Here is a 25615-nt window from a genome sequence, read left to right as displayed (position 1 = left end):
GCGCCCCTGAAAAGACAAAAGACGGGGGCCTTGGGACGGTGTGCACAGTGCGGGCCCGGTGGGGGCTGGGTGCGCAGTTCCCCGCGCCCCTAAAAGACAAAAGACAACGGCCGGGCGGGGTTTTGACCGGTGCCCCCACCGGGCCGCTGTCGGCCTCCGGCGTGAGGGGTCGTGTCGGGGTGTCCGATCGCCGCGGCAACGTGCCATGACTGAATATCCCAGAGCGGCGATCGGATACCCCGTCGCGGCACCGACCCCACCACCCACCACCCCAGGGGCGCGAGGAACTGCGCGACCAGCCCAACCCAACCCGCAGACAAACAACCGCCCCACCGCCGGAGGCACCGGCAATGGAGCGGTCGCAGCAAGTAACCGGGCGGCTGAGCGACGGGGGAACCACCCAGCCGCCCGGAGCTTCAAGGGCCCAGACCGGCCCTAGGCCTTCGCCAGGGCCTTGTCCTCAGGCTGACCCGGCACCTCGGCCGAGCCGGCAGCGGCGTCGTCATCCCGACCCCCACCACCGTGACCGTCATCAAGCAACGTCGTCTCATCGAACGGCAACTGCCCAGCCAGCACCTGATCGACCCGCTCCTTGTCGATCTCCTTGGTCCACGTACCGATCAGCACCGTAGCCACCGCGTTACCCGCGAAGTTCGTCAGCGCCCGCGCCTCACTCATGAACCGGTCGATACCGACGATGAGCCCGATGCCATCCACCAGCGCGGGCTTGTGCGACTGCAGCCCACCCGCCAGCGTGGCAAGCCCCGCACCGGTCACACCCGCCGCACCCTTCGACGCCACCAACAGGAACAGCAGCAGCGGAATCTGCTCGCCCACAGACATCGGCGTACCCATGGCGTCGGCGATGAACAGCGAGGCCATCGTCATGTAGATCATGGTGCCGTCGAGGTTGAAGGAGTACCCGGTCGGCACGGTGATACCGACGACCGGCTTGCTCACGCCCAGGTGCTCCATCTTCGCGATGAGCCGCGGCAGAGCGGACTCGGACGACGACGTGGACAGGATCAGCAGGAACTCACGGCCCAGGTACTTGAAGAGCGTGAGGATGTTGAGCCCCGCCACGATCCGCAGCAGCGCACCGAGCACGATCCCGACGAAGAGGAAACAGGTGGCGTAGAAGCCGAGCATCAGCACAGCGAGGCTCTTCAGAGCATCCACACCCGCCGAACCCGTAACCGCCGCGATCGCACCGAACGCACCGATCGGCGCCGCCCACATCACCATCGCGAGGATGCGGAAGACCAGCCGCTGGATGTGCTCCACACCCCGCAGGATCGGCGCACCCGCCGAACCCATGGCCTGCAGCGCGAACCCGGCGAGCAGCGCGACGAGCAGGGTCTGCAGGACCTCGCCGCCGGTGAACGCGGAGACGATCGTCGTCGGGATGATGCCGAGCAGGAACTCCTCGGTGTTCTTCGCCTCGGTGACCTGCGCCTGACCCGCGTCCTTGATCGCGTCGGTCACCGCCAGACCCGTACCCGGCTCCAGGATGTTGCCGACGACCAGGCCGATCCCGAGGGCGACCAGCGACATCACCGTGAAGTAGGCGAGCGCGATGCCGCCCACCGCGCCGACCTTCGCGGCCTTCCGTACCGAGCCGATGCCCAGCACGATCGTGCAGAAGATGATCGGCGAGATCATCATCTTGATCAGGTTCACGAAGCCGGTACCGATCGGCTTCAGCTCGACCGCGAAATCGGGGGCGATCAGGCCCACGGCGATGCCGGCGGCCACGGCGGCGATCACCGCGATGTACAGGTAGTGGGTGCGGTCCCGCTTGGCAGCGGGAGCGGCAGGTGCCGTATCGGATGTACTGGTCACGGCTGCCCTCCTTGACGACGTCGTCGGCATCATCCGGCGTGCGGCTCACGTCCGGGGGTTGCGGTGACTATCTCCCGCCTTGTGAGGGCGGTCACCCTTCCGTTCATTTAGTTCGCGCATATCTGCGGGGGCACACTGTTTCCATGCGCTTCCCCCGCCTCCCCCGACCCCGCAGCCTGGCCGGCCAGCTCTTCGCCATGCAGGCCGTGCTGGTCGCCGTCGTGGTGGCGGGCTGCGCCCTCTTCACGTACGTCAGCGACCGCAGCCAGGCCGAGGACGCGGCGGGCCGCCAGGCGATGGGCGTGGCCCAGTCGGTCGCGGACGCCCCTTCCGTACGGGAGGCCATCCGCACCGCCGACCCGACGAGGACGCTGCAGCCGTACGCGACGGCGGTGCAGCGCGACGCGAAGGTCGACTTCGTCACGATCATGAACCCCGAGGGCATCCGCTGGACCCACCCCACCGAGGCGCTGATCGGCAAGCACTTCCTGGGTCACACGCAGCGCGCGCTCCTCGGCGACCCCTTCACCGAGACGTACACCGGCACCCTCGGCGCGTCCGTCCGCGCCGTGACGCCGATATACGACAACGGCAGCATCGTGGGCCTGGTCAGCGCGGGCATCAAGGTCGAGGCGATCAGCGAACGCGTCCGGGGCCAGGTGACGGCTCTGATCGGTGTCGCGGCCGCCGCCCTGGCGCTGGGCGGCATCGGTACGTACGTCGTCAACGCCCGCCTTCGCCGCTCCACCCACGGCATGAACGCGGCCGAGCTCAGCCGGATGCACGACTACCACGAGGCCGCGCTGCACGCCGTGCGCGAGGGGCTGCTGATGCTGGACGGCCAGTTCCGGGTGGCGCTGATCAACGACGGCGGCCGCGAGCTGCTCGGTGTGACCGGTGACGTGGTGGGCCGCTCGGTCGCGGACATCGGCCTGCCGATCCCGCTGACCGGGGCGCTGCTCTCCGGCGAGCCCCGGGTGGACGAGGTCCATCTCACCGACGCGCGGGTACTCGTCGTGAACACCTCGCCGGTGTCGGGCGGCGAACGGCGGGGCACGGTCGTGACCCTGCGCGACGTGACGGAACTCCAGTCTCTGATGGGCGAGTTGGACTCCGAGCGGGGCTTCACCACGGCCCTGCGCTCGCAGGCGCACGAGGCCGCGAACCGCCTGCACACCGTCGTCTCGCTCATCGAGCTCGACCGCGCCGAGGAGGCCGTCGACTTCGCCACGGCCGAGCTGGAGCTGGCCCAGGCCCTGACCGACCAGGTGGTCGCGGCGGTGAGCGAGCCGGTGCTGGCCGCCTTGCTGCTCGGCAAGACGGCCCAGGCGAACGAGCGCGGCGTGGAACTCGTCGTGTCCGAGGACAGCAGCCTCGACGACGGCCTGCTCCCGGAGTCGCTGCCGGCCCGTGACCTGGTCACGGTCCTGGGCAATCTGATCGACAACGCCGTGGACGCGGCGCAGGGCTCGGTGGGCGCCCGGGTCACGGTGACGGCCCTCGCGGACTCGGCGGATTCGGAGGAGCTGGTGCTCCGGGTCACCGACACCGGGACCGGGGTGGACCCCGCCCACACGGAGGCGGTCTTCCAGCGCGGCTGGTCGACGAAGCCGTCCGGTCCGGGCGGGCGGGGGCTCGGCCTGGCCCTCGTACGGCAGGCCGTCGCCCGTCACGAGGGGAAGCTGACCGTGACGGAGGCCGCGGGAGGCGGGGCGTCGTTCGAGGTCCGGCTGCCACTGACGGCCGCGGGACGGGAGGGGACCGCAGTACGGGAGAAGACCGCGGTACGAGAGGAGACCGCGGCACGGGAAGAGACCCCGGTGCTGGAGGGGACTGAGCGGCAAGAGGGGACTAAGGTCCACGCCGGGCCCGGGCCCGGACCCGCTCAGGACCGCGAGCCCGCTCCGGACCGCGAGCCCGGTCTCGAATTCGAGCCCGAGCGCGAGCCCGAACCCGAGCCGACTCCGCACGGAGGCACCCGATGAGCACGCCCCCCGCCCCTTCCCAGGACATCCGCGTCCTGGTCGTCGAGGACGATCCCGTCGCGGCGGACGCGCACGTCCTGTATGTGGGCCGGGTGCCCGGCTTCACCGCGGTCGGCAAGGCGCACACGGGCGCGGAGGCCCGGCGGGCGCTGGACCGCCTGCCGGTGGACCTGCTCCTGCTCGACCTCCACCTGCCGGACGTGCACGGCCTGCAGCTGGCCCGTTCGCTGCGGGCCGCCGGGTACCACGCGGACGTCATCGCGGTGACCTCGGCGCGGGACCTCACGGTGGTGCGGGAGGGGGTCTCGCTGGGCGTCGTGCAGTACGTGCTGAAGCCCTTCACCTTCGCCACCCTGCGGGACCGGCTGATCCGCTACGCCGAGTTCCACGCGGCGGCGGGCGAGGCCAGCGGACAGGACGAGGTGGACCGGGCGCTCGCCACCCTCCGCGCCCCCGGCCCCGCGGAGCTGCCCAAAGGGCTGAGCTCACCCACCCTGGAGCGGGTCACCCGGGCGCTGCGGGACTGCGAGGACGGGCTCACCGCGACGGGAGTGGCCGAGGCCGTGGGGATCTCCCGGATCACGGCCCGGCGGTACCTGGAGCATCTGGTGGACGCGGGGAGGGCCGGCCGGAGTCCCCAGTACGGACAGGTGGGGAGACCGGAGTTGCAGTACCGGTGGGTCAAGGGCGCGTAGGCGGTGCCTGCCCGGACTCCGGCCCGTGCAAGGTCATTGACCTGACTAGACCACTCCTCCTACGTTCACGGGGCAGGAACTCGGCCACAACGACGTCGGCCAGTAGGAGGTCGTGCCCCGTGCGCCCCACCGCCGCCCCACTGCTCCTCGCGACCCTGCTCACCGCCACCGCGCTCAGCGCCTGCGGTGGTGACTCCGGCAGCGACCCGGACACCGTAGAGCTCTCCTTCAAACAGTCGACGGACAACTCCATCCGCGTGATGGACACGTATCTGGCCGACATGAAGAAGCAGTTCGAGAAGGCGAACCCGGGCAAGAAGGTAAAAATCGTCCCGATCAAGGCCCCGGACTCGGAGTACTACACCAAGCTCCAGCAGATGCTCCGCTCCCCCAAGACGGCCCCGGACCTGGTCTACGAGGACACGTTCCTCATCAACTCCGACATCACGAGCGGATACCTCAAGCCCCTGGACCCGTACCTCGCCAAGTGGAAGGACTGGGACCAGTTCATCGACACGGCGAAGGCGGCGGCCAAGGCGCAGGACGGGAAGACGTACGGCGTCCCGGACGGCACGGACACCCGGGGCCTCTGGTTCGACAAGGGCATCTTCCAGAAGGCCGGGCTGCCTGCGAACTGGCAGCCGAAGACCTGGGACGACATCCTCGAAGCGGCCCGCACCATCAAGGAGAAGGTCCCCGGCGCCATCCCCCTGAACATCTACACCGGCAAGCCCGCGGGCGAGGCGTCCACCATGCAGGGCTTCGAGATGCTCCTCTACGGGACGGACACCGGGAGCAGCGAGGACCCCCTGTACGACACCGCCGCCAAGAAGTGGATCGCGGGCAGCCAGGGCTTCAAGGACTCGCTCGCGTTCGTCGAGACGGTGTTCAAGGAGAAGCTCGGCCCGGACGTCTCGGACGCCCTCGACCCCAACTTCCCGACCAGGATCCGCGGCGAGTTCCTCCCCGAGGGCAAACTCGGCATCAACATCGACGGCTCCTGGCTCCCGCAGGACTGGCTGGAGGGCAGCGGCCACGAATGGCCCGAGTGGTCACAGAAGTTGGGCCTCGCGTACATGCCGACCCAGAACGGCCAGGCTCCCGGCAAGGTGAGCATGTCGGGCGGCTGGACCTGGTCGATCCCCTCCAAGGCGGCCAACCCCGACCTCGCCTTCAAGTTCATCGAGACGATGCAGACCAAGGCGAACGCGCAGAAGTGGTACATCGCCAACTCCGGCATCGCGGTGCGCAAGGACGTGGCCGAGGACCCGGCGTACGTGCAGGCGCAGCCCGGCATCAAGTTCTTCACGGACCTGGTGGCGACCACGCACTACCGGCCCGCCTATCCCGCGTACCCGAAGGTCTCGACCGCCATCCAGGAGGCCATGGAGGGCGTGACGACGGGCGACAGCTCGGTCGAGGAGGCGGCGAAGGGCTACGACGAGGAGCTGAAGACGGCCACGAACAACCAAGTGGTCCAAAAGTGAGCGGGCCGGCGAGCGGGCCGAAGAGTGAGCGAGAAACGAACGCCCGCGAGGGGACCGAGCGCGCAGGGAACGGGCGGGATGGGAACGGGCAAGCGGCGAACCGGCGGGATGGGAACGGGCGAGCGGTGAACGGGCGACAAACGAGCCGCCGTTCATGACCGCCGCGCCCCCGGCCGGCCCCGGCGTGGTGAAGACCGCGCCGGGCCCGACCGTCCCCCCGCCCCCACCCACGCCGAAACACCGCCCCGCCCTCCGCGCACTCACCCGGGCCCTCCCGGTCTCCCCCGCTCTCGTCCTCCTGCTCCTCTTCCTCGTCGGCCCCATCGCGTACTGCGCGTACATCGCTTTCACCGACCTCCAGCTCACCGGCCAGGCCGAGTCGTCGTTCATCGGCTTCGACAACTTCCGTACCGCCTTCAAGGACGACGCGTTCCTCAACGCCGTGTGGCTCACGCTCGTCTTCACGGTCCTGAGTTCCCTCATCGGCCAGAACACCCTGGGTCTGGCCCTGGCCACGCTGATGCAGCGCGCGTCGAAACCGGTCCGCACGGTCGTCGGGGGCATCGTCATCACGGCCTGGGTACTCCCGGAGGTCGTCGCCGGTTTCCTCCTCTACGCCTTCTTTCGCCGCGAGGGCACCCTGAACGCCATCCTGGACTGGCTCCATCTCCCGTCCCAGAACTGGCTGTTCACGCTCCCGATCCTGGCGGTGTCGTTCGCGAACGTGTGGCGGGGTACGGCGTTCTCGATGCTGGTCTACTCGGCGGCGCTGAACGAGATCCCCAAGGAGATCACGGAGGCGGCGGAGGTCGACGGCGCGGGCGGCTGGCGCCGCATGTGGCACATCACGCTGCCGATGATCCGCCGCTCCATCGGTACGAACCTCATGCTCAACACCCTCCAGACCCTGTCGGTCTTCGGCCTGATCTGGGTGATGACGAGGGGCGGCCCGGGAAACCGCAGCCAGACCCTCCCGCTCTTCATGTACGAACAGGCCTTCCAGAAGAGCATGATCGGATACGGGACGGCGGTGGCCCTACTGCTTCTGGTGGTCGGCTCGCTCTTCTCGCTGGTCTACATGCGCCTGCTGCGAACGGAGGTCTGACCCCACATGGCCGGCACCATCAGGACCCCCGCCCTCAAAACTCCGACTCGCAAGTCCCCGACCCTCAAGTCCCGCCGCAACAGCCGCCGTTACGCCGCCGACGCGGGCCTCCTGGTCGTCGCGGCCACCTTCGTCCTCCCACTCGCCTGGGTCATCCTGTCCTCCCTGGACCCGAAGGCCGACCTGAAGGTGAAGGTCCCCGACGGCGTCACGCTGGACAACTTCGACGCGGTCCTGGTGCCGGAGGTCACGTTCACGCCGCTCCTCAACAGCCTGATCCTGTGCGGCGGCGCGACCCTGCTGACGGTGGTCAGCGCGGCCCTCGCCGCCTATCCGCTGTCACGCTTCCGGTCCCGCCTCAACAGACCGTTCCTGCTCACGATCCTGTTCGCGACAAGTCTGCCGATCACGGCGATCATGGTGCCGGTGTACGCGCTGTTCGTTCAGGTGGACCTGATCGACACGATGCACGGCACGATCTTCTTCTTCGCCGCGTCCCAACTCCCGTTCGCCATCTGGCTGATGAAGAACTTCATGGACGGGGTACCGAAGGAGTTGGAGGAGGCGGCCTGGACGGACGGCGCGTCCAGCTTCCAGTCACTGATCCGGATCGTCCTGCCGCTGATGGGACCGGGCGTGGCGGTGGTGACGGTCTTCGCGTTCGTCATGATGTGGGGCAACTTCTTCGTGCCCTTCATGCTGCTGCTGAGCCCGGACCAGATGCCCGCCTCGGTGAGCATCAACGACTTCTTCGGGAATCGGGGAACGGTTGTCTACGGGCAGCTGGCGGCGTTCTCGATCATCTACTCGACGCCGGTGATTCTGTTGTACGTGCTGGTGGCGCGGCGGTTGGGCGGGGGGTTCGCTTTGGGCGGGGCTGTCAAAGGGTGAGACATCCGCGGTTCTTGTGAACGCGCGAAGCTAGGGCGTCCACAGGAACGCGTGCATGGTGCCGTCCGCCGTGTCGCCGTACCCCACGACCTGGCCCCACTCGTTGATCGACTGCCCGAGGCTGGTCGCCCCGCCGCTGAACGTGCCCAGGTCCCGCACACCGCCCGAAGCGGACCACAAGTACGTATGCGCGCTGCCGTCCTCCGTGGTGCTGTACCCGGTGACCTGCCCCCGGGTGTTGACGCCCAGTCCGGTGCTGGTCCCGCCGCTGAGCGCGCCCAGATCCCGCATGCCGCCCGAGGCGGACCACAGGAACGCGTGCACGCTGCCGTCCGCCGTGTCGCCGTACCCCACGACCTGGCCCCGCTCGTTGATCGCGAGCCCGAGGCTGAACGTCCCGCCGCTGAACGTGCCCAGGTCCCGCATACCGCCGGAAGCAGACCACAGGAACGCATGGTTGTTGCCGTCCGTCGTCTCGCCGTACCCGGCGACCTGGCCCCGCTCGTTGATCGCACGCCCGACGGCGGACCTCCCACCGCTGAGCGTGCCCAGGTCCTGCATGCCGCCCGAAGGAGACCACAGGAACGCGCGCTCGGTGTTGTTGTCGGCCGTGGTGGAAGTCCCCGTGACCTGCTCCTGGGAGTTGACCCCGAAGGCCTCACTGAACCTCCCGCCGAGCGTGCCCAGGTCCCGCATGCCACCCGAGGCGGACCACAGGAACGCGTGCGGGCTGCCGTCCTCCGTGTTGCTGCGCCCGACGACCTGGCCCCGCTCGTTGATCGCTTCCCCGGAACTGGCCTCCCCGCCGAGCGTGCCCAGGTCCTGCATGCCATCCGAGGCGGACCACAAGAACGCGTGGTCGCTGTTGCCCGCCGTGTCGCCGGACCCGGCGACCTGGCCCTGGTCGTTGACCGCACGCCCGAGGCTGGACGTCCCGCCGCTGAGGGTGCCCAGGTCCCGTATCGTCTTCGCGGACGGCACCGGCGCCGCGGCCTCGGCGACCCCTGCGCCCCCAACAGGCGCTGTCAGCGCCCCGACCAGTACGGCCACAGCGGCCAGCCCACGTCTGCCCCGATTTCGCCTGACCAACATGTCCTGCTCCTCCCCCAGCCGACCCGTTTGGCCGACGCGTCAAGCAGCGTGACCCTGTCGGCGTGGTCGGCCGACCATGCGCGGACCGCACGTGTTCACGGAGGGCCGGTTGCCGGTGTGGCGCACGATGCGGGTGCAGCCTTTCTCGCCCCGGTGTACAGCCGGTTGACGTGATCGGAACGGATGCCGACCTGGTGGTGCCGTGTCCGCGGGACGCCACGACACCCGCCGGGGGCACTTCACTCCACCTCAGCACCCAACCCTGCATAACCCCGAGCCCCGCGCCAGGGCAGAACCGCCCACATCCGAGTCCCGCCCCCGGGTTCCCGCGCCTCCCCGAACCCCCACTCCCCCTCGCAGGCCCGCACCACGCACCCCAACACCCGCAACGCCGCCCTCCGCCGCGCGTCACAAGCCGCCGCCAACCGAGGGTGCGTATGCCGTGGATGACCGTCGTAGAAGATCACGCGCAACGCCCCCTCCCGGTACCGAAGCGACAGATACACCTCGGCACCCGATGTGAACCGGCAGGCGCACGCGGCCAGTTCACCCACCACCTGGACCGCCGCGTCCGTTACGTCCTTGAGCCCGTGCATCTGAAGCACCGCCCTGGTCGTCGCCCGAGCGATCCGAGGGCTGGTCAGATCGGCGGGCAGGGTGAGGCTGTACGAGAGGTTGTCGGGCGACGGTGACGTACTCGCCACGGGCGTGTCCCCGATGACGGGGCAGGCCGAAACAGCTGTTGCGGGCATGCGGAACTCCCTTGAAGCGGCGGTGGATTGAGACCCGGCCGGTGGCATGTCTCCCTGACGCGGGCCCGCCCCTCCCAGGGGAGGAGAACCTGGGCAGGCTCGCGCGATGCACTTCCGACGACATCGGACCGTAAGCGACTCGTCACCGAATGTAGCCCCTAGCGGGGCACGTGTGCCACCTAGTCGGCCACATTGCCTCCAGCGCATTGGACCCGTGCGATGTGCACGGTGCAAACTGACCCCGACCAACCGGGGAGGGAAGGCACCAATGCCGACAAGGCCCACGCCGACGGAACGTCAGAAGCGCCTGGGTGCCGAGCTGCGCAGGATGCGCCTGGCGGCCGACCGGACGACCGAGTACGCCGCCGGGCTGCTCGGACTGGACCGCACGAAGGTGTCCAACATGGAGTCGGGCGTCCGCGCCACCTCCCCCGAGCGGATCCGGATACTCGCCAGCAACTACGACTGCGCGGACGAGGCGTACGTCGACGCTCTGGTCGCCTTGGCCGACGTTCGCAAACGGGGCTGGTGGCAGCAGTACCGGGGGGTCCTGCCCCAAGGGCTCCTGGATGTCGCCGAGTTGGAGTGGTTCGCCTCCCGGCTGCGGAGCTACCAGACCGTGCACATCCCCGGCCTGCTGCAACTCGGCGAGTACGCCCGAGCCATCTTCGCCGCCGCGCTGCCGCCGCTGCCCAAGTCGGAGGTCGAACTCCGCGTCGTACAGCGACTGCGGCGGCAGCAGGTGCTCGACCGCGACCAGCCCGTGGAGTACGTCGCGTACGTGCACGAGTGGGCGCTGCGCATGCAGTTCGGCGGACACCGCGTGGCCCGCGAGCAACTGCTGCACCTGTGCGAGGCTTCTGAGCGCGAGAACGTCGAGCTGCGCGTACTGCCCGTGGAGGCCGGGGCGTTCCCAGGCGCCGGGCACGCGGTGCTGTACGCCGAAGGCGCCGTTCCCCTGCTGGACACCGTGCACCTGGACTCCGCCCACGGCGGCGAGTTCACCTACTCCGAGGCCCAGCTCACCAAGTACCGCACCCACATGGACTGGTGGCACGCCCACACGCTGAAGCCGCAGGACTCACGCGACCTCATCCACGCCGTCGCCCGCCAGCTCTGAGAGGAATCCCCATGCCCGAGATCACCTGGGAAGAACCCTTCTGCGCCGAAGGCAACAACTGCTTCCGCATAGGCACCGACCCAACCGGCAACGCCTACATAGCCGTCGCCGGTCAGGAAGACGCCTACCTCACCGACACCCGCGAAGCGCTCCGCACACTCATCCGCGACATCAAGGCGGGCAGGGCCGACCACCTGCTGTGACTCCGCCGCAGGCGGGGAGAGGGATCAGCCGAGCTTGGCCGCCTGCGCGTCGATGACGGCGGTCGGCTGCTCGAACGCCTCACCCCGGGTGACCGCCGCGATGTTGAAGGACGAGAAACCGGCGAGCGTGGCGCCCTGCCGGAAGACGACGACCTTGGTCTCGACGACGGCGGCGTCCTGCTTGATCCCCACCGTCCAGGCGACGGCGCCCTCGCCGGCGGTGAGCTTCTCCTCGCCGACCTTGGCGACCTGCTGCTTCTCCCCGTCGACCGTCATGGTGAAGCCCCCGGCACACTTCTTGCCGGCCTCCCGCAGCGTGCCGAGGGTCTGCTCGGCGCCGTCCGCGGCGTAGGACCAGAGGGAGGTCATCGTCTTGGTGATGTCGAGCGAGTCGATCGACGCCTCCTCGGCCTCCTTCTCCGTCATGTCCGCGAGCTCCTCCATCGGCGGCATGCCCTTCTTGGCCGCCTCGGACTCCTGGACGACGAGCCGCTGGGCGCTCGCCGCCGGCTTGCCCGCCGGCAGGGCCGACAGCACCTGGGCGACGGGCTCGCACTCGGCCTTGTCGACGGAGACGGAGCCGGGCTCGAAGACGTCGTCCTTCCCCGGCTTCTTGATGTCGTGGTCCTCGACGTCGCCCTGGGCGACCACGAGCTTCTCCAGCTCGGCGGCGGTGAGCGCCTTCGCCGCCGGCTTGTCGGACTTGGCGCCGCCCTTCGCGTCCTTGCCCTCGTCGCTCTGCTCGCCGCCGCCGCACGCGGTGAGCAGAAGCGCGAAGGAGACCGCGGAAGCGGTCAGGACGGTACGACGAATGGCGGTGGCTCGCATGGTGCATCTCCTGATCAACGCCCTGCGCTCGGATGCGGCGCAGAGTTCACGCAGTCAAGACCAGCGTGACCGGGCCAGGGTTGTACTCAGCGAGCCCTGCGATGTGCGATTCCTTCACTCCGGCAGTACCCCGGGGCGGAACCGCTCCACCCCCACCACATGCCGCACCCGCACCGGTTCGATCAGGATCATCACGCGCCGTTCGCCCGGAATCAGCCACGGGTACCGGTCCTCGCCGATGTACTTCTTCGTCAGCCGGTCCATGGCCCGCTCGGCCGCCTCGCCCTCCACGAACCGCACGGCCCGTCCCCGGATCTCCACCCGGTCGTACGGGTTCTCGGGGTCGTGATGGGAGAGGGAAACGCTCGGATTGAGCCGCAGGTTTTCCTCCTTCACGCGGCCGATCGACGTGTTGACCATGACGTACCCGTCTTCGATGTCCGCCCACATGGGCGAGACCTGCGGAACCCCGTCCGCGCCCACCGTCGCCAGATGCCAGAAGTTGGGCGCCAGCAGCCGCTCGCGAATATGCCCATCGATACTGCTCACGGTGCTTGCCACTCTCCACTCGCCGCCAGGTCCGCCCGCGTGGGCCGTCCGCCGCCATCCTCACGCCCCGTCACGCCTCCCACCAGGTGATCTTCAGCCACCTCGGACAGGAGTCGGAGGAGTCTCGGACGGACATCCGAAATCGTAGATTCCAACAATCCGTAATCCTGGCCGAACAGCCCGTAGTCATCGCAGCCCCACGCTCATACGTTGTGCCCGTGCACCAACCGCCGACCCATCAGCAGCCCACCCCGCCCTTCGACGCCCCGGCCGCCCGCAAACTGCGCACCGCACTCGGCATGGGGCCCGAGCATGTCGCGTACGGCATGCAGAGCTCGTTCGGCCTGCCCTATGTGACACCGGACCTGATCGTCGCCTGGGAACGGGGCATAGCCGCACCGAGCAACACCGAACTGACCGCGCTGGCAGGCGTGTTGTGGTGCTCGCCGGGCGAACTCATCGGCGCACCACGGACATTGCGCGAACACCGGACCGCACGGAACCTCGCCGCGGAGGACGTCGCGCGCGCCGTAGGACTCGAACTCCTCGTGTACGTGGCGATGGAGGAGGCCGACGAGTGGCGCGGCAACGAGCGGCAGTCAGCGGCACTCGCCGAGGTGCTCGACCTCGGGCTGCCGGACCTGGTCACGGTCGCGGGACGCGAGGCGAAGCTGGCCGAGATGCTGCGCGGCGCGGTGACGACACGCTGGCAGGCGTACGTACGGCCGCTGGTCAAGCTCCTGCCGCTGGACCGGCGCCTGGTGGGAGGCGTACTGCGGGCGCTGCACGCCGAGTACCAGGGCCAGATGGTGGCCACCCTGAGCTGGAGCGGCGGACCCGCCACCGCCCGGTCCGAGGACACGGGCCAGGACTTCCTGGACCGAATCGTCGACCGCTTCTGGTCGGAGGTCCAGCGGAACGGAGGCTAGTGCCGCAACGAGACCGGGCCGGTCACAGCACTAGGGCCCTAGCGGCGCTCGTGGACAGCCGGGCGCACCCGAGGTTGAGCGGCCAGCACGATTCCCGCCAACACGGTGGCACAGGCCGCCGATGCCGCTGCCGTCACCCGGACCGCCTGCGGCACGTCGTCCACCGCTCTGCGCTCTCCGTCTCCCATGACACACACGGTGCGCAGGGTGAGGAACTGGACGTCGTAGTCCACCGCCCCCTTCAACTGGACCCGGCACGGATGGTCGGCGGGAAACGGAGCCGAGTCCGCCCCGCCGTCCTGCGCCACGGCCACGGTCGACATCAGATTGATGGCCCCCAACGCGTAGAAGCCCGTAGCCATGGCCGCGCAGGCAAAGGCGGCAGCGACGACCACCCGGCGCCAGCCGGACCAATGCCTGTTCCCCGGCAGGGCGACTCCGAGGCACCGGAGCAGGAAGAAGATGACCACCGCGAGGGCAGCCAGGAATGTCACCGGTACTAAAAGGAGCACGACGGCCCTTTCTCCTGCGTCTTCTCCTGTGTCACGGGCGTTGAGCGGATCCGGGGAAGGGAGGAGGGGAGGAACTGAGGGACTAGAAGACCGACTCCGCCTCGTCCATCCGGTCCTTCGGTACCGTCTTCAGTTCGGTGACCGCCTCCGCCAGCGGGACCATCACCACGTCCGTGCCGCGCAGCGCCGTCATGCGGCCGAAGTCGCCCCGGTGCGCGGCCTCCACCGCGTACCAGCCGAAGCGCGTCGCCAGCACCCGGTCGTACGCGGTCGGTGTGCCGCCGCGCTGGATGTGGCCGAGAATGACCGGCTTGGCCTCCTTGCCGAGGCGCCGTTCGAGCTCGTGGGCGAGGGCCGTTCCGATGCCCTGGAACCGCTCGTGGCCGAACTGGTCGATCTCGCCGTGGCCGTAGTCCATCGAGCCCTCGGCCGGGTGGGCGCCCTCGGCGACGCAGATGACGGCGAACTTCTTGCCGCGGGCGAAGCGCTCCTCGACCATCGCGGCCAGGTCGGCCGGGTCGAAGGCGCGCTCGGGCAGGCAGATGCCGTGGGCGCCGGCCGCCATGCCGGACTCCAGGGCGATCCAGCCGGCGTGCCGGCCCATGACCTCGACGACCATCACGCGCTGGTGGGACTCGGCCGTCGTCTTGAGGCGGTCCATCGCCTCCGTCGCGACACCCACAGCGGTGTCGAAGCCGAACGTCCGGTCCGTGGACGAGATGTCGTTGTCGATCGTCTTCGGGACGCCGACCACCGGCAGGCCCGCCTCTGTCAACATCTTGGCCGCCGTCAGCGTGCCCTCGCCGCCGATCGGGATCAGCGCGTCGATGCCGAACTCGCGCGCCATGTCCTGCGCGTTCTCGCAGGCCTCGCGGAGCCGGTCGCGCTGGAGGCGGGAGGAGCCGAGGATGGTGCCGCCACGGGCGAGGATGCCGCTGACGGCGTTGAGGTCGAGCGAGCGGTAGCGGCCGTCGAGCAGGCCCGCGTAACCGTCTTCGAAGCCGATGACCTCGTCGCCGTAGTGGTCCACGGCTCGGTGCACGACCGACCGGATCACTGCGTTCAGCCCGGGGCAGTCGCCACCTGCGGTGAGAACTCCGATACGCATCGTGCTGTGTCTCCTGCTCGCTGTTGGTACGTCTGAGCCAGTCCGATTGTTTCACGGGTGGCGGGGACCCGCCGTCCCCGCCCGTCAGGCCCCCGCGAGGCCTTCTCCCGCCCCGGGCTGACGGGCGCCTTATCCACGCCCGGAGGTATTGTCAAGAGGGCTCAGCGAACGATAACGGCTGCCTTTTTACAGATGTCCGGTATCGAAGGACTGTCAAAGGAATTCCAAGGAAACGGAGAGCATCGCGTGACGCGCAGCGTGTACGTGACCGGGATCGACCGGGGCGACGGCCGCCAGGTCATCGAGCTGGGAGTCATGGAGCTCCTGACCCGCCAGGTCGACCGGGTGGGGGTGTTCCGCCCCCTCGTCCACGACGGGCCCGACCGTCTCTTCGAGCTGCTGCGGGCCCGCTACCGGCTGGCGCAGGACCCGGCGACGGTCTACGGCATGGACTACCACGAGGCGTCCGCGCTCCAGGCCGAGCAGGGCGCCGACGAACTGGTCTCGCAGCTCGTCGACCGCTTCCACGAGGTGGCCCGCGACTACGAGGTCGTCCTCGTCCTCGGCACCGACTACGCCGACACGCAGTTCCCGGACGAGCTCGCCCTCAACGCCCGGCTGGCGAACGAGTTCGGCGCCTCCGTGATCCCGGTCGTGGGCGGCCGCAAGCAGACCTCGGAGTCGGTGCTGGCGGAGACCCGCAACGCGTTCCGCGCGTACGACGGGCTCGGCTGCGACGTGCTCACCATGGTCGTGAACCGCGTCGCCCCCGCCGACCGCGCGGAGATACACGAGCGGCTCGACAACCGCCTGCCCGTGCCCTGTTACGTGCTGCCGGACGAGCCCGCGCTCTCCGCGCCGACGGTCGCCCAGATCACCAGCGCCCTCGGCGGCAAGGTGCTCCTCGGCGACGACTCGGGGCTCGCCCGCGACGCGCTGAACTTCGTCTTCGGCGGCGCCATGCTGCCGAACTTCCTGAGCGCCCTGACCCCGGGCTGCCTGGTGGTCACCCCGGGCGACCGCGCCGACCTCGTCGTCGGCGCCCTCGCCGCGCACAGCGCCGGTACGCCCCCCATCGCGGGCGTGCTGCTGACCCTGAACGAGCGCCCCACCGACGAGGTCCTCACCCTCGCCGCCCGCCTCGCCCCCGGCACCCCGGTGGTCGCCGTCGAGTCGGCCTCCTTCCTCACGGCGTCCGAACTCTTCGCCATGGAGGGAAAGTTGAATGCCGCGACGCCCCGCAAGGCGGAGACGGCGCTCGGGCTCTTCGAGCGGTACGTCGACACCAGCGACCTGCTGAAGCGCGTCTCGGCGCCCAGCAGCGGCCGTCTCACGCCGATGATGTTCGAGCACAAGCTCCTGGAGCAGGCCCGCTCCGACAAGCGTCGCGTCGTGCTGCCCGAAGGCACCGAGGCCCGTGTCCTGCACGCCGCCGAGGTGCTGCTGCGCCGCGGTGTCTGCGAGCTCACGCTGCTCGGCCCGGTCGACCAGATCCGCAAGAAGGCCGCCGACCTCGGCATCGACCTCGGCGGCGCCCAGCTGATCGACCCGCACACCTCCGAGCTGCGCGACCGTTTCGCCGAGCGGTACGCCGAGTTCCGGGCCCACAAGGGCGTATCCGTCGAGCTCGCGTACGACGTCGTCTCCGACGTGAACTACTTCGGCACGCTGATGGTCCAGGAGGGCCTCGCCGACGGCATGGTGTCCGGGTCCGTGCACTCCACGGCGGCCACCATCCGCCCGGCCTTCGAGATCATCAAGACGAAGCCGGACGCGTCCATCGTCTCCTCGGTCTTCTTCATGTGTCTGGCCGACAAGGTCCTCGTGTACGGCGACTGCGCGGTCAACCCCGACCCGAACGCCGAGCAGTTGGCCGACATCGCCATCCAGTCCGCTGCCACCGCCGAGCAGTTCGGGGTCGAACCGCGGATCGCGATGCTCTCGTACTCGACCGGTACGTCGGGTTCGGGCGCGGACGTCGACAAGGTGCGCGAGGCCACCGAGCTGGTCCGCGCGCGCCGCGCCGACCTGAGCATCGAGGGCCCGATCCAGTACGACGCCGCCGTCGAGCCGTCCGTCGCGGCCACGAAGCTGCCGGAGTCGAAGGTCGCCGGGCAGGCGTCCGTGCTGATCTTCCCGGACCTCAACACCGGCAACAACACGTACAAGGCCGTGCAGCGTTCGGCCGGCGCGATCGCCGTCGGCCCGGTCCTCCAGGGCCTGCGCAAGCCGGTCAACGACCTGTCCCGCGGCGCACTCGTCGGCGACATCGTGAACACGGTCGCCATCACCGCGATCCAGGCCCAGGCCCAGCCCTCGCCCCAGACTTCGCCGTCCCCGTCCCCGATCCAGAAGGCTTCCACCCAGTGAGCGCCACCCGCGTCCTCGTCCTCAACTCCGGTTCCTCCTCGGTGAAGTACCAGCTGCTCGACATGCGCGACAGCAGCCGGCTGGCCCTGGGCCTCGTCGAGCGGATCGGCGAGGAGAGCTCCCGCCTGAAGCACTCGCCGCTCGCGAACGGCGGCGAGCCGCGCGAGACGACCGGCCGGATCGCCGACCACGAGGCGGCGCTGAAGGCCGTCGCCGAGGAGTTGGCCAGGGACGGGCTCGGCCTTGACTCCCCCGAGCTGGCCGCGATCGGCCACCGCGTGGTGCACGGCGGCCAGACCTTCACCCAGCCGACGGTCGTCGACGAGACCGTCCTCGCCGAGATCGAGCGCCTCATCCCGGTGGCGCCCCTGCACAACCCGGCCAACCTCACCGGTATCCGTACGGCACAGGCGCTGCGCCCCGACCTCCCCCAGGTCGCCGTCTTCGACACCGCCTTCCACACGACGATGCCGGAGTCCGCGGCCCGCTACGCGATCGACGTGAAGACCGCCGACGAGCACCGCATCCGGCGCTACGGTTTCCACGGGACCTCGCACGCGTACGTGTCCCGGGCGACGGCGAAGCTGCTCGGGAAAGCGCCGGAGGACGTGAACGTCATCGTGCTGCACCTCGGCAACGGCGCCTCGGCGTCGGCCGTGCGGGGCGGCCGGTGCGTGGACACCTCGATGGGGCTCACGCCCTTGGAGGGGCTCGTGATGGGTACGCGGTCCGGTGACATCGATCCCGCGGTCATCTTCCATTTGATGCGCGTTGGCGGGATGTCCACGGACGAGATCGACAATCTGCTCAACAAGAAGAGCGGCCTGATCGGCCTCTGCGGCGACAACGACATGCGGGAGATCCGCCGCCGCGTGGAAGAGGGCGACGAACAGGCCGAGCTCGCCTTCGACATCTACATACACCGGCTGAAGAAGTACATCGGCGCCTACTACGCGGTGCTCGGCAGGGTCGACGCGGTGGCCTTCACGGCGGGGGTCGGGGAGAACGCCGCCCCGGTGCGCGAGGCCGCGGTCGCGGACCTGGACGAGCTGGGCCTGACGGTCGACGACGCGCTGAACGCCGTACGGTCCGACGAACCGCGCCTGGTCTCCCCCGAGGGCGCGCGGGTCGCGGTCGCCGTGGTGCCGACCGACGAGGAACTGGAGATCGCCAGCCAGACCTACGCACTCGTGAGCAACGGGAACGGGAACGCGAACGGGGTCGCCGACAGGGCCGCCCGAGACGCCGGTCAGGGCCACGCCTGAGCGCGTACCCGCCCATTTGTATCTTCCACCAGACGGAATATTCCGTAGCGAAACAAACCGATAGGATCGCCCCCATGCGCCGTTCCAAAATCGTCTGCACTCTGGGCCCAGCCGTCGACTCGCACGAGCAGCTCGTCTCGCTGATCGAGGCCGGTATGAACGTGGCCCGCTTCAACTTCAGCCACGGCTCGCACAGCGAGCACCAGGGGCGGTACGACCGCGTCCGGGCCGCCTCCGAGGAGACGGGCCGCGCCATCGGCGTGCTCGCCGACCTGCAGGGCCCGAAGATCCGGCTGGAGACGTTCGCCGAGGGTCCCGTCGAGCTCGAGCGGGGTGACGAGTTCACCATCACGACCGACGACGTCCCCGGCGACAAGTCGATCTGCGGCACGACCTACAAGGGCCTGCCGGGCGACGTCTCCAAGGGCGACCAGGTCCTGATCAACGACGGCAACGTCGAGCTCAAGGTCGTCGAGGTCGAGGGCCCCCAGGTCAGGACGGTCGTCATCGAGGGCGGCGTGATCTCGGACCACAAGGGCATCAACCTGCCCGGCACGGCCGTGAACGTGCCTGCGCTGTCCGAGAAGGACGTCGACGACCTGCGCTTCGCCCTGCGGATGGGCTGCGACCTGGTGGCGCTCTCCTTCGTGCGCGACGCCCACGACGTGAACGACGTCCACAAGATCATGGACGAGGAGGGCCGCCGGGTCCCCGTCATCGCCAAGGTGGAGAAGCCGCAGGCGGTGGCGAACATGGAGGCCGTGATCGCGGCCTTCGACGGTGTGATGGTGGCCCGCGGCGACCTCGCCGTCGAGTATCCGCTGGAGAAGGTCCCGATGGTGCAGAAGCGCCTCGTGGAGCTGTGCCGCCGCAACGCCAAGCCGGTGATCGTCGCGACCCAGATGATGGAGTCGATGATCACCAACTCCCGCCCCACCCGCGCCGAGGCCTCCGACGTTGCCAACGCGATCCTGGACGGCGCGGACGCGGTCATGCTGTCGGCGGAGTCCAGCGTGGGCGCGTACCCGATCGAGACCGTGAAGACGATGTCGAAGATCGTCGTCGCGGCCGAGGAGGAGCTGCTCTCCAAGGGCCTGCAGCCGCTCGTGCCGGGCAAGAAGCCGCGCACCCAGGGCGGTTCGGTTGCCCGTGCCGCGTGCGAGATCGCGGACTTCCTGGGCGGCAAGGGCCTGGTGGCCTTCACCAAGTCCGGTGACACCGCCCGCCGGCTGTCCCGCTACCGTGCCGCCCAGCCGATCGTGGCCTTCACCACGGAGGAGGGCACGCGCAACCAGCTGACGCTGAGCTGGGGTGTCGAGTCCCACCTGGTGCCGTTCGTGAACAGCACGGACGAGATGGTCGACCTCGTCGACTCCGAGATCGCCAAGCTCAACCGCTTCAACGACGGCGACATCATGATCATCACCGCCGGTTCGCCCCCCGGTGTCGCCGGCACCACCAACATGGTGCGGGTGCACCACCTGGGCGGCTGATCCGGCCGATCCGGCTGGATCAGCCCCTGGACGCCTCTGGGCGCCCCGTACAACGCCTGGCAACGCCTGAGGGCGCCTCCTGCACGCAGGGGGCGCCCTCAGGCGTTGTGCGGCTCCCGAACCAGTCTTGGGGGACTGGGGGACTATCCGAGCGGCGTGTTGTACTGACGCATCCCCGGGATGGTCAGCGTCCCGCCGAACTGAGCGGCCTGAATGACCTTCACGTTCGTGAAGTAGATCAGCGGGATGTTCAGCGGCGGCGGGTGCTTCGGGTCGAACGTGATCGGGATCAGACCGAGCAGGTTGCCGGAGATGCTCTCCGTGTACATGATCGTCTTGCCGTCACGGATGGTGGACGTCGAGCCCTTGGCCCCCTGTACGTGGTACTTCACCCCGGCATCCTGGTCATCGACGGTCTGGTGCAGATCACCGATGTCGGTGCCGTCGGAGATCACGTACTTCAGGACCTCCTTGACCGTGCCGTTGGCGGTCTTCACCTTGACGATGCCCTGGTAGTCGGCGCCCTTGAGCAGCAGCGAGCTGGCCTGCAGCTGCCAGGGGTCGTCGGCCAGGGCGGGGATGCCCTGCTCGACACCGCCCTCGTCCTCCGTGGCGGCCGGGCAGTCGTCCGGGTCCGTGGTGGAGCTCGCGGACGGGCTGGGAGTCGGGGACGCGGCAGCCTCCTCCGCTGCCGCCTCCGCCTTCTCCTTGGTGTCCTCGGCTGCCTCGGTCGCCTTGTCGGTGACGCCCTTGGCCGCGTCCTCGACCTTGTCGACCGTGTCCCCGACCGGGTCCTTGGCCGTGTCCTCGGGCTTGTCGGCAGGCTTCTCCGCCGGCTTCTCGGCCGCCGGGGCCGACGCGGAGGGAGCCGGCGTGGGGGTCGCCGTCTCCTTCTCGTCGGGCGTGAAGATGTCCTTGATCGCCTCGCCGAGGCCCAGCGGGTCGAGCGGGTTCTTCGACTCCGAGGGGGACGGCGTCGGGGTCGGCGTCGGTTCGGTCTTCTCGGCCGGCGCCTTGGACTCCGAGGGGGACGGCGTCGGCTCGGGCTTGTCGTCGGAACCTGAATCCGACGAAGAGCCGTTGTCCGACGAGTCGTCGCCCGCGGGCTTCTCGCCCGAGGAGCCCGGCTCCTCCTTGTCGTCGTCCGCCGCGGGGGCGCTCGTCGAGGCGGACGGCGACGGCGACGCCGAGGCGTCCGCGTCCTTGCCCTTGTCCTTCTCGGCCTCGTCGGCCCCTTCCAGCGCCTCGACGCAGTCCTTGTACTCGTCGATCGTCAGGTTGTTCTTCGCGGAGGGCTTGTCATCGGCCTGGGCCAACGTCGAGAACCCCATGCCCATGATGAGCGCGGTCGGCATCGACGCGATGGCTATCGCCTTGCCCGCGGGCACGTGCAACCTGGTGAACAACGGCTTCTTCGGGGCTGCGTGCCGCGGCCCGGTTCTCGCACGGGGCTCACCCGCGGAGCCCGCGTGTCGCACCTCGTCAGCCGGCACTGTGCCTCCCGTTCGCCCCGTTCGTCGGGCTCGTTCCTGACAGATCGTTCGGCTCACTCGCCCCGTTGGCCGCCACGGCCTCCGGAGCGTCTCCCTTGTCCGTACGGTCCGTCGCGGCCGGGCTCGCGCCGGGTTCGGCGCCCGGCACCCAGGCCACGGCCATCCCGCCGCCCACCAGGGCGAGCAGGAAGCCGACGAAGAAGCCTCCGAAGTTGGACACCGGGAGCGATACGAGCCCCAGCAGGATCGCCGCGACACCGGCGAAGGTCCGGATGTGCTTCTGGTACCAGAGACTGATTCCGAGAACGCCCAGGAGCACACCGATGATGAGAGAACCGGCACCCGCGGTCGTCGCCATGGCCAGCGTGAGATGCCCGATCTGGAGATTCGCGTACGGAAGGTACGCGATCGGGAATCCGCCGAGCAGGATGAACAGGCCGGCCCAGAACGGCCGGCCACCCCGCCAGGCACGGAACCGCAGCCGCCAGTAGGTGAATTGACCGCGTGCGGCGGGAGTCTCGGCAGGAGTCTCGGCGCTCATGGAAAACAGCTCCCTGGAACGGCGTTGCTGTGAGAGTGGTTCACGTACTACGAGAAGGGACGGGCGGGCGAGGCGGCACAGAGAGCCCCCTCACCCACCCACGGAGTGCCTAGTAGCACTCCTTGACGCCCCTGGAGAGCGACATCTTCAGACCGCTGAGCTTGAAGGTTCCGGCGGTGGTCGCCCACGCCGTCTGCTTCACGTCCGTCAGCGTGGCCGTCTCGGCCTGCTGCGCGAACCCGTACGGGTTGGCCTGGTCACCCTTGGCGAGACCCGCACCCTTGTTGGCGTCCTTGGCCGCAACACCGATGTCGATGTTGCGGAACGTCGCGTCGGCCTCGAGCTCCTCGACGTCGATGTACAGGTTCTCGGCCTTGACCGGAGTGTCACCGCCGCCCGCCTTCAGCGTCAGGCTGACGGAGCCGAGCAGCGGGACGTCCGGGGTGACCACGGACTGACACATGTTCTTCAGCGTCGCGGACTTGAACGTCGACACCGCGACCGGGTGCGCCGTCTTCTCGCCCTTGAGCGTGTAACCCGAATCAATGGCCCCGTACTGCGAGAAGCCAACACCATCAAGCCGGTCGACCGTCACCTTGAACGACTGACCGGAAACACTGAACGACGCGGCGAGAGCACCCTGAGCCAGGGCGACACCTATCGCGGCAGTCGCGGCCACGCTGGGCACCATGACGACCGCGAACCGCTTCCATCTGGTCCCGCCACGCACCTGGGACTCCATATTTCCTCCTTCTCGGACGTACATCTCCGGCCCTGGCTGCCTCCGGAAGGCGGCTCAGCCGGGCAGGGATGGGAGAAGTGCTACGTCCTCGGGAAGGAGAGCGCCCGCACGCTTCAGGCGAACCGCACCCGAACCAACCGGCGATCACCCCCGAGCGACAACCACTGGTCGCGCCTGACGCACATCACGCACAACCTGCCGGACAGGCTCCGCCGAACGACGGAGACCCCCCTGCCCAGGAACCGGCGCCACTGCCGCCGGTCCCTACTCGGTGGGGACCCAGAAAAACCCCGGGACCCGATTGGCTGTCGGGGTGGGGGAATGGACCGAGCGTCGCCGATCGTGGTGCATTCTCGCCTCCCCCGCAAGGGGGTTCGTTACTGGCTAGTAACGGCCGGATAACCGAACAACGACCCGTCGGTATCGACCGGCAACTCTGGGTGGTGTCAAGGGTGGTGACAAAGTCATCGAACTTTGGACGGAATCCGACAGATCACCGCCCCTGGCTTACTCCAAGTAACAGCGGCCGCGTTTACCAAGATTTGGTAAAACGCGGCCGCAGAGTCGCTCTGTCGCCAAATCTTTCACTCGGGCACCACGGGTCACAGCGTTTAGCAACTGGTCAACGACCCGTCAAGGACTGGTCAGGTCAGAACAGCGCCCGGGCCAGTGCCCTGCGCGCCGCCGTCACCCGCGGGTCGTCGGCGCCGACGACCTCGAAGAGCTCCAGCAGCCGCACCCGCGCCGCGTCCCGGTCGTCACCCGCCGTACGCGCCACGGTGTCGACAAGCCGCCCGAAGGCGTCCTCGACATGGCCGCCGACCAGATCCAGGTCGGCCGCCGTGATCTGTGCCTGCACGTCACCGGGGTTCTCGGCGGCCGCCTTGCGCACCTGCTGCGGATCGGCGCCCTGCACACGGTGGAGCAACTCGGCCTGGGCGAGCCCCAGCTTGGCCTCCGTATTGCCCGGGTCGTCACTCAGTACGTTCTTGTACGCCTGCACCGCACCGCCGAAGTCACCCGCGTCCAGAGCCTGTACGGCGGCTTCGAGCAGCGCGTCGTACGGACCGGCCGGCACCTCGGCGACCGCCGGGGCCTCGCCCTGCGGCGCGTCGGCGTCGGCGCCGGCGTCGACGGTCAGGCCGGTAAGCCCGAAGCGCTCCTCGGCGACCTGCACCAGCTGGTCCAGGGTGCCCCTGATCTGCGCCTCCGGGGCGGCGCCCTGGAAGAGCGGCAGGGCCTGCCCGGCCACCACCGCGAAAACGGCCGGGATCCCCTGGATCCCGAACTGCTGCATCAGCATCTGATTCGCGTCGACGTCGATCTTGGCGAGGACGAACCGGCCGTTGTACTCAACGGCGAGCCGCTCCAGAAGGGGGCTCAGCTGCTTGCACGGCTCGCACCACTCGGCCCAGAAGTCGATGACGACGGGCACCTCGGTGGAGCGCTGCAGGACGTCACGCTCAAAACCCGCCTCGTCGACATCGATGACGAGGCTCGATGGGGACACCCCGGCGCCGGCGTCTCCCCCACCCTGCCTCGCCGCTTCGGCGCGCGCCTGCTCCGCCTTCGCCTTGGCCTCTTGGGCCGCCTTCACCGCGGCGAGGTCGACGACTCCGCTCATGGACATGTTCCGTGGCTGCATGCGTCTATCCTCCCCCCTCCGCGCACCCGTGTGAAAAGCGTTGTGAAAGCCGGGCCTGTTTACGTGCTTCCGGCGCCGGTCCCCACCTGGCGCCCGCGTGGCCGTCGCTCACATATCCGCTTTCGCTACGATCCGTAGCGTAACTGTCCCAGGGTGCCCACCGCACCCCTGTTCCGGTGATCTCCCTCACCACTTCACACAACGGCCGGATATGGTCGCCGACATGCAGAGTCGCACCCCAGGCCCCCGCACGGGACGTCCGCGCAGCACCACCGCGGACGCCGCGATCCTGGCCGCGACGCGTGCGGCACTGGTCGAACTAGGCTGGTCCAAACTGACCCTGGGGGATGTCGCCGGCCGCGCCGGGGTCGCCAAGACGACGCTCTACCGGCGCTGGGCGGGCAAGAACGAGCTCGTGGTGGACGCGGTGGCAGCCCTCTTCGACGAACTGGAGATGCCCGACCGGGGCAGTCTCGCCGCGGACATCGAGGGTGTGGTGCTGCAACTCGCGGCGATCCTGGACCGCCCGGAGACACGCGGCGGCCTGATGGCCGTGGTCGCCGAGTCCACCCGCGACGCGGCCCTGCGCGAACGCATCCGCGCCTCCGTCGTCGACCGCCAGAAACGTCTGGTCCTGGAGGGCCGGGCACGCGCCCAGACACGCGGCGAACTGCCGCCGGAGACCGACCCCGACACGGCGGCCCGCACCACCGACCTGATCTTCGACGTGGTGGCAGGCGCGGTCATGCACCGCACCCTGGTCAGCGCGGAACGAGTGGACCCGGCATGGGCCCAGGCCTTCACCCGACTACTGGTACTGGGCCTGGCAGGTGCGGCGGAACAGACCTGACCGTTTCTCGCCCCCGCCGCCCCTACCCGTCCCATCCTCTGGGCCGACTTGGAGACGTGCAGTTCCGTACGGCCGTACTCGCGGGCACCTGTGTTGTCGACCGTGCCGCCGAGGGTGG

22 protein-coding genes are annotated in these 25615 nt (G+C 69.2%); 12 read left to right on the top strand and 10 right to left on the bottom strand.

Going from position 1 to position 25615, the window contains the following annotated elements:
• Window positions 1-435: 435 nt before the first annotated feature.
• Window positions 436-1842 (bottom strand): cation:dicarboxylase symporter family transporter, encoded by a 1407-nt coding sequence (locus AB0I18_RS45640; protein WP_363111719.1) that lies wholly within the window; start codon window positions 1840-1842, stop codon window positions 436-438.
• Window positions 1843-1985: 143 nt separating this feature from the next.
• On the opposite strand from AB0I18_RS45640, the gene AB0I18_RS45635 reads away from it, so the two are divergent.
• The 5 genes from AB0I18_RS45635 to AB0I18_RS45615 all read left to right on the top strand — a co-directional run bounded on the left by AB0I18_RS45635 (window position 1986) and on the right by AB0I18_RS45615 (window position 8005).
• Window positions 1986-3827 (top strand): sensor histidine kinase, encoded by a 1842-nt coding sequence (locus AB0I18_RS45635; protein WP_363111718.1) that lies wholly within the window; start codon window positions 1986-1988, stop codon window positions 3825-3827.
• Complete coding sequence (locus AB0I18_RS45630) at window positions 3824-4522, top strand: response regulator (protein ID WP_363111717.1); 699 nt, start codon at window positions 3824-3826, stop codon at window positions 4520-4522. Before AB0I18_RS45635 ends, AB0I18_RS45630 begins: the two co-directional genes overlap by 4 nt.
• A gap of 119 nt (window positions 4523-4641) precedes the next feature.
• Entirely contained in the window at window positions 4642-6009 is a 1368-nt protein-coding gene (locus tag AB0I18_RS45625; protein WP_363111716.1) for an extracellular solute-binding protein, read from the top strand.
• Between the two features lie 154 nt (window positions 6010-6163).
• A complete protein-coding gene (locus tag AB0I18_RS45620) occupies window positions 6164-7114 on the top strand; it encodes a sugar ABC transporter permease (RefSeq protein WP_363111715.1) in 951 nt (316 codons plus the stop codon).
• A 6-nt stretch (window positions 7115-7120) separates the two neighbouring features.
• Window positions 7121-8005: a carbohydrate ABC transporter permease gene (locus AB0I18_RS45615; protein WP_363111714.1), complete on the top strand. Its 885-nt coding sequence runs from the start codon at window positions 7121-7123 to the stop codon at window positions 8003-8005.
• A 30-nt stretch (window positions 8006-8035) separates the two neighbouring features.
• Here the strand turns inward: AB0I18_RS45615 and AB0I18_RS45610 are convergent, their stop codons facing one another.
• Window positions 8036-9097, bottom strand: coding sequence for a hypothetical protein (locus AB0I18_RS45610; protein ID WP_363111713.1), 1062 nt, complete (start codon window positions 9095-9097; stop codon window positions 8036-8038).
• A 1020-nt stretch (window positions 9098-10117) separates the two neighbouring features.
• Here AB0I18_RS45610 and AB0I18_RS45605 point away from each other — a divergent pair.
• Together AB0I18_RS45605 and AB0I18_RS45600 are read left to right on the top strand one after the other, a co-directional pair.
• Window positions 10118-10969, top strand: coding sequence for a helix-turn-helix transcriptional regulator (locus AB0I18_RS45605; protein ID WP_363111712.1), 852 nt, complete (start codon window positions 10118-10120; stop codon window positions 10967-10969).
• Window positions 10970-10980: 11 nt separating this feature from the next.
• Window positions 10981-11172, top strand: coding sequence for a hypothetical protein (locus AB0I18_RS45600; RefSeq protein ID WP_363111711.1), 192 nt, complete (start codon window positions 10981-10983; stop codon window positions 11170-11172).
• 24 nt (window positions 11173-11196) lie between these two features.
• On the opposite strand, the gene AB0I18_RS45595 is transcribed toward AB0I18_RS45600, so the two are convergent.
• Together AB0I18_RS45595 and AB0I18_RS45590 are read right to left on the bottom strand one after the other, a co-directional pair.
• Entirely contained in the window at window positions 11197-12000 is an 804-nt protein-coding gene (locus AB0I18_RS45595) for a hypothetical protein (RefSeq protein WP_363111710.1), read from the bottom strand.
• Window positions 12001-12114: 114 nt separating this feature from the next.
• Window positions 12115-12549 carry a PPOX class F420-dependent oxidoreductase gene (locus tag AB0I18_RS45590; RefSeq protein ID WP_363111709.1) on the bottom strand — a complete coding sequence of 145 codons (435 nt, stop codon included), beginning with the start codon at window positions 12547-12549 and terminating at the stop codon, window positions 12115-12117.
• A gap of 212 nt (window positions 12550-12761) precedes the next feature.
• Between AB0I18_RS45590 and AB0I18_RS45585 the strand changes: the two genes are divergently transcribed.
• Window positions 12762-13478 (top strand): helix-turn-helix transcriptional regulator, encoded by a 717-nt coding sequence (locus AB0I18_RS45585; protein WP_363111708.1) that lies wholly within the window; start codon window positions 12762-12764, stop codon window positions 13476-13478.
• A 38-nt stretch (window positions 13479-13516) separates the two neighbouring features.
• Here AB0I18_RS45585 and AB0I18_RS45580 read toward each other — a convergent pair whose 3' ends face one another.
• Window positions 13517-13990 (bottom strand): hypothetical protein, encoded by a 474-nt coding sequence (locus AB0I18_RS45580; protein WP_363111707.1) that lies wholly within the window; start codon window positions 13988-13990, stop codon window positions 13517-13519.
• 82 nt (window positions 13991-14072) lie between these two features.
• Entirely contained in the window at window positions 14073-15098 is a 1026-nt protein-coding gene (locus AB0I18_RS45575) for an ATP-dependent 6-phosphofructokinase (protein ID WP_363111706.1), read from the bottom strand.
• 246 nt (window positions 15099-15344) lie between these two features.
• Here AB0I18_RS45575 and pta point away from each other — a divergent pair, with 246 nt between their 5' ends.
• From pta to pyk, 3 genes are all read left to right on the top strand, one after another.
• A complete protein-coding gene (gene pta / locus AB0I18_RS45570) occupies window positions 15345-17468 on the top strand; it encodes a phosphate acetyltransferase (RefSeq protein WP_363111705.1) in 2124 nt (707 codons plus the stop codon).
• Window positions 17465-18733: an acetate kinase gene (locus AB0I18_RS45565; RefSeq protein ID WP_363111704.1), complete on the top strand. Its 1269-nt coding sequence runs from the start codon at window positions 17465-17467 to the stop codon at window positions 18731-18733. The genes pta and AB0I18_RS45565 overlap by 4 nt, the downstream gene beginning before the upstream one ends.
• A gap of 74 nt (window positions 18734-18807) precedes the next feature.
• Window positions 18808-20226 carry a pyruvate kinase gene (pyk, locus tag AB0I18_RS45560; RefSeq protein ID WP_363111703.1) on the top strand — a complete coding sequence of 473 codons (1419 nt, stop codon included), beginning with the start codon at window positions 18808-18810 and terminating at the stop codon, window positions 20224-20226.
• A gap of 143 nt (window positions 20227-20369) precedes the next feature.
• On the opposite strand, the gene AB0I18_RS45555 is transcribed toward pyk, so the two are convergent.
• From AB0I18_RS45555 to AB0I18_RS45540, 4 genes are all read right to left on the bottom strand, one after another.
• A complete protein-coding gene (locus tag AB0I18_RS45555; protein ID WP_363111702.1) occupies window positions 20370-21632 on the bottom strand; it encodes a hypothetical protein in 1263 nt (420 codons plus the stop codon).
• 76 nt (window positions 21633-21708) lie between these two features.
• The gene (locus tag AB0I18_RS45550) at window positions 21709-22260 is read right to left on the bottom strand and encodes a DUF6114 domain-containing protein (RefSeq protein WP_363111701.1); all 552 of its coding nucleotides are present in this window, start codon (window positions 22258-22260) and stop codon (window positions 21709-21711) included.
• A 109-nt stretch (window positions 22261-22369) separates the two neighbouring features.
• Complete coding sequence (locus tag AB0I18_RS45545) at window positions 22370-23002, bottom strand: DUF6230 family protein (protein ID WP_363111700.1); 633 nt, start codon at window positions 23000-23002, stop codon at window positions 22370-22372.
• A gap of 649 nt (window positions 23003-23651) precedes the next feature.
• Window positions 23652-24647: a tetratricopeptide repeat protein gene (locus tag AB0I18_RS45540; protein WP_363111699.1), complete on the bottom strand. Its 996-nt coding sequence runs from the start codon at window positions 24645-24647 to the stop codon at window positions 23652-23654.
• A gap of 223 nt (window positions 24648-24870) precedes the next feature.
• On the opposite strand from AB0I18_RS45540, the gene AB0I18_RS45535 reads away from it, so the two are divergent.
• Window positions 24871-25497: a TetR/AcrR family transcriptional regulator gene (locus tag AB0I18_RS45535; protein ID WP_363111698.1), complete on the top strand. Its 627-nt coding sequence runs from the start codon at window positions 24871-24873 to the stop codon at window positions 25495-25497.
• Window positions 25498-25615 lie beyond the last annotated feature (118 nt).

It is taken from the genome of Streptomyces sp. NPDC050704 (genome assembly GCF_040654355.1).
Lineage (GTDB): Bacteria > Actinomycetota > Actinomycetes > Streptomycetales > Streptomycetaceae > Streptomyces.
This window is presented reverse-complemented; position numbering and strand designations above follow the sequence as displayed.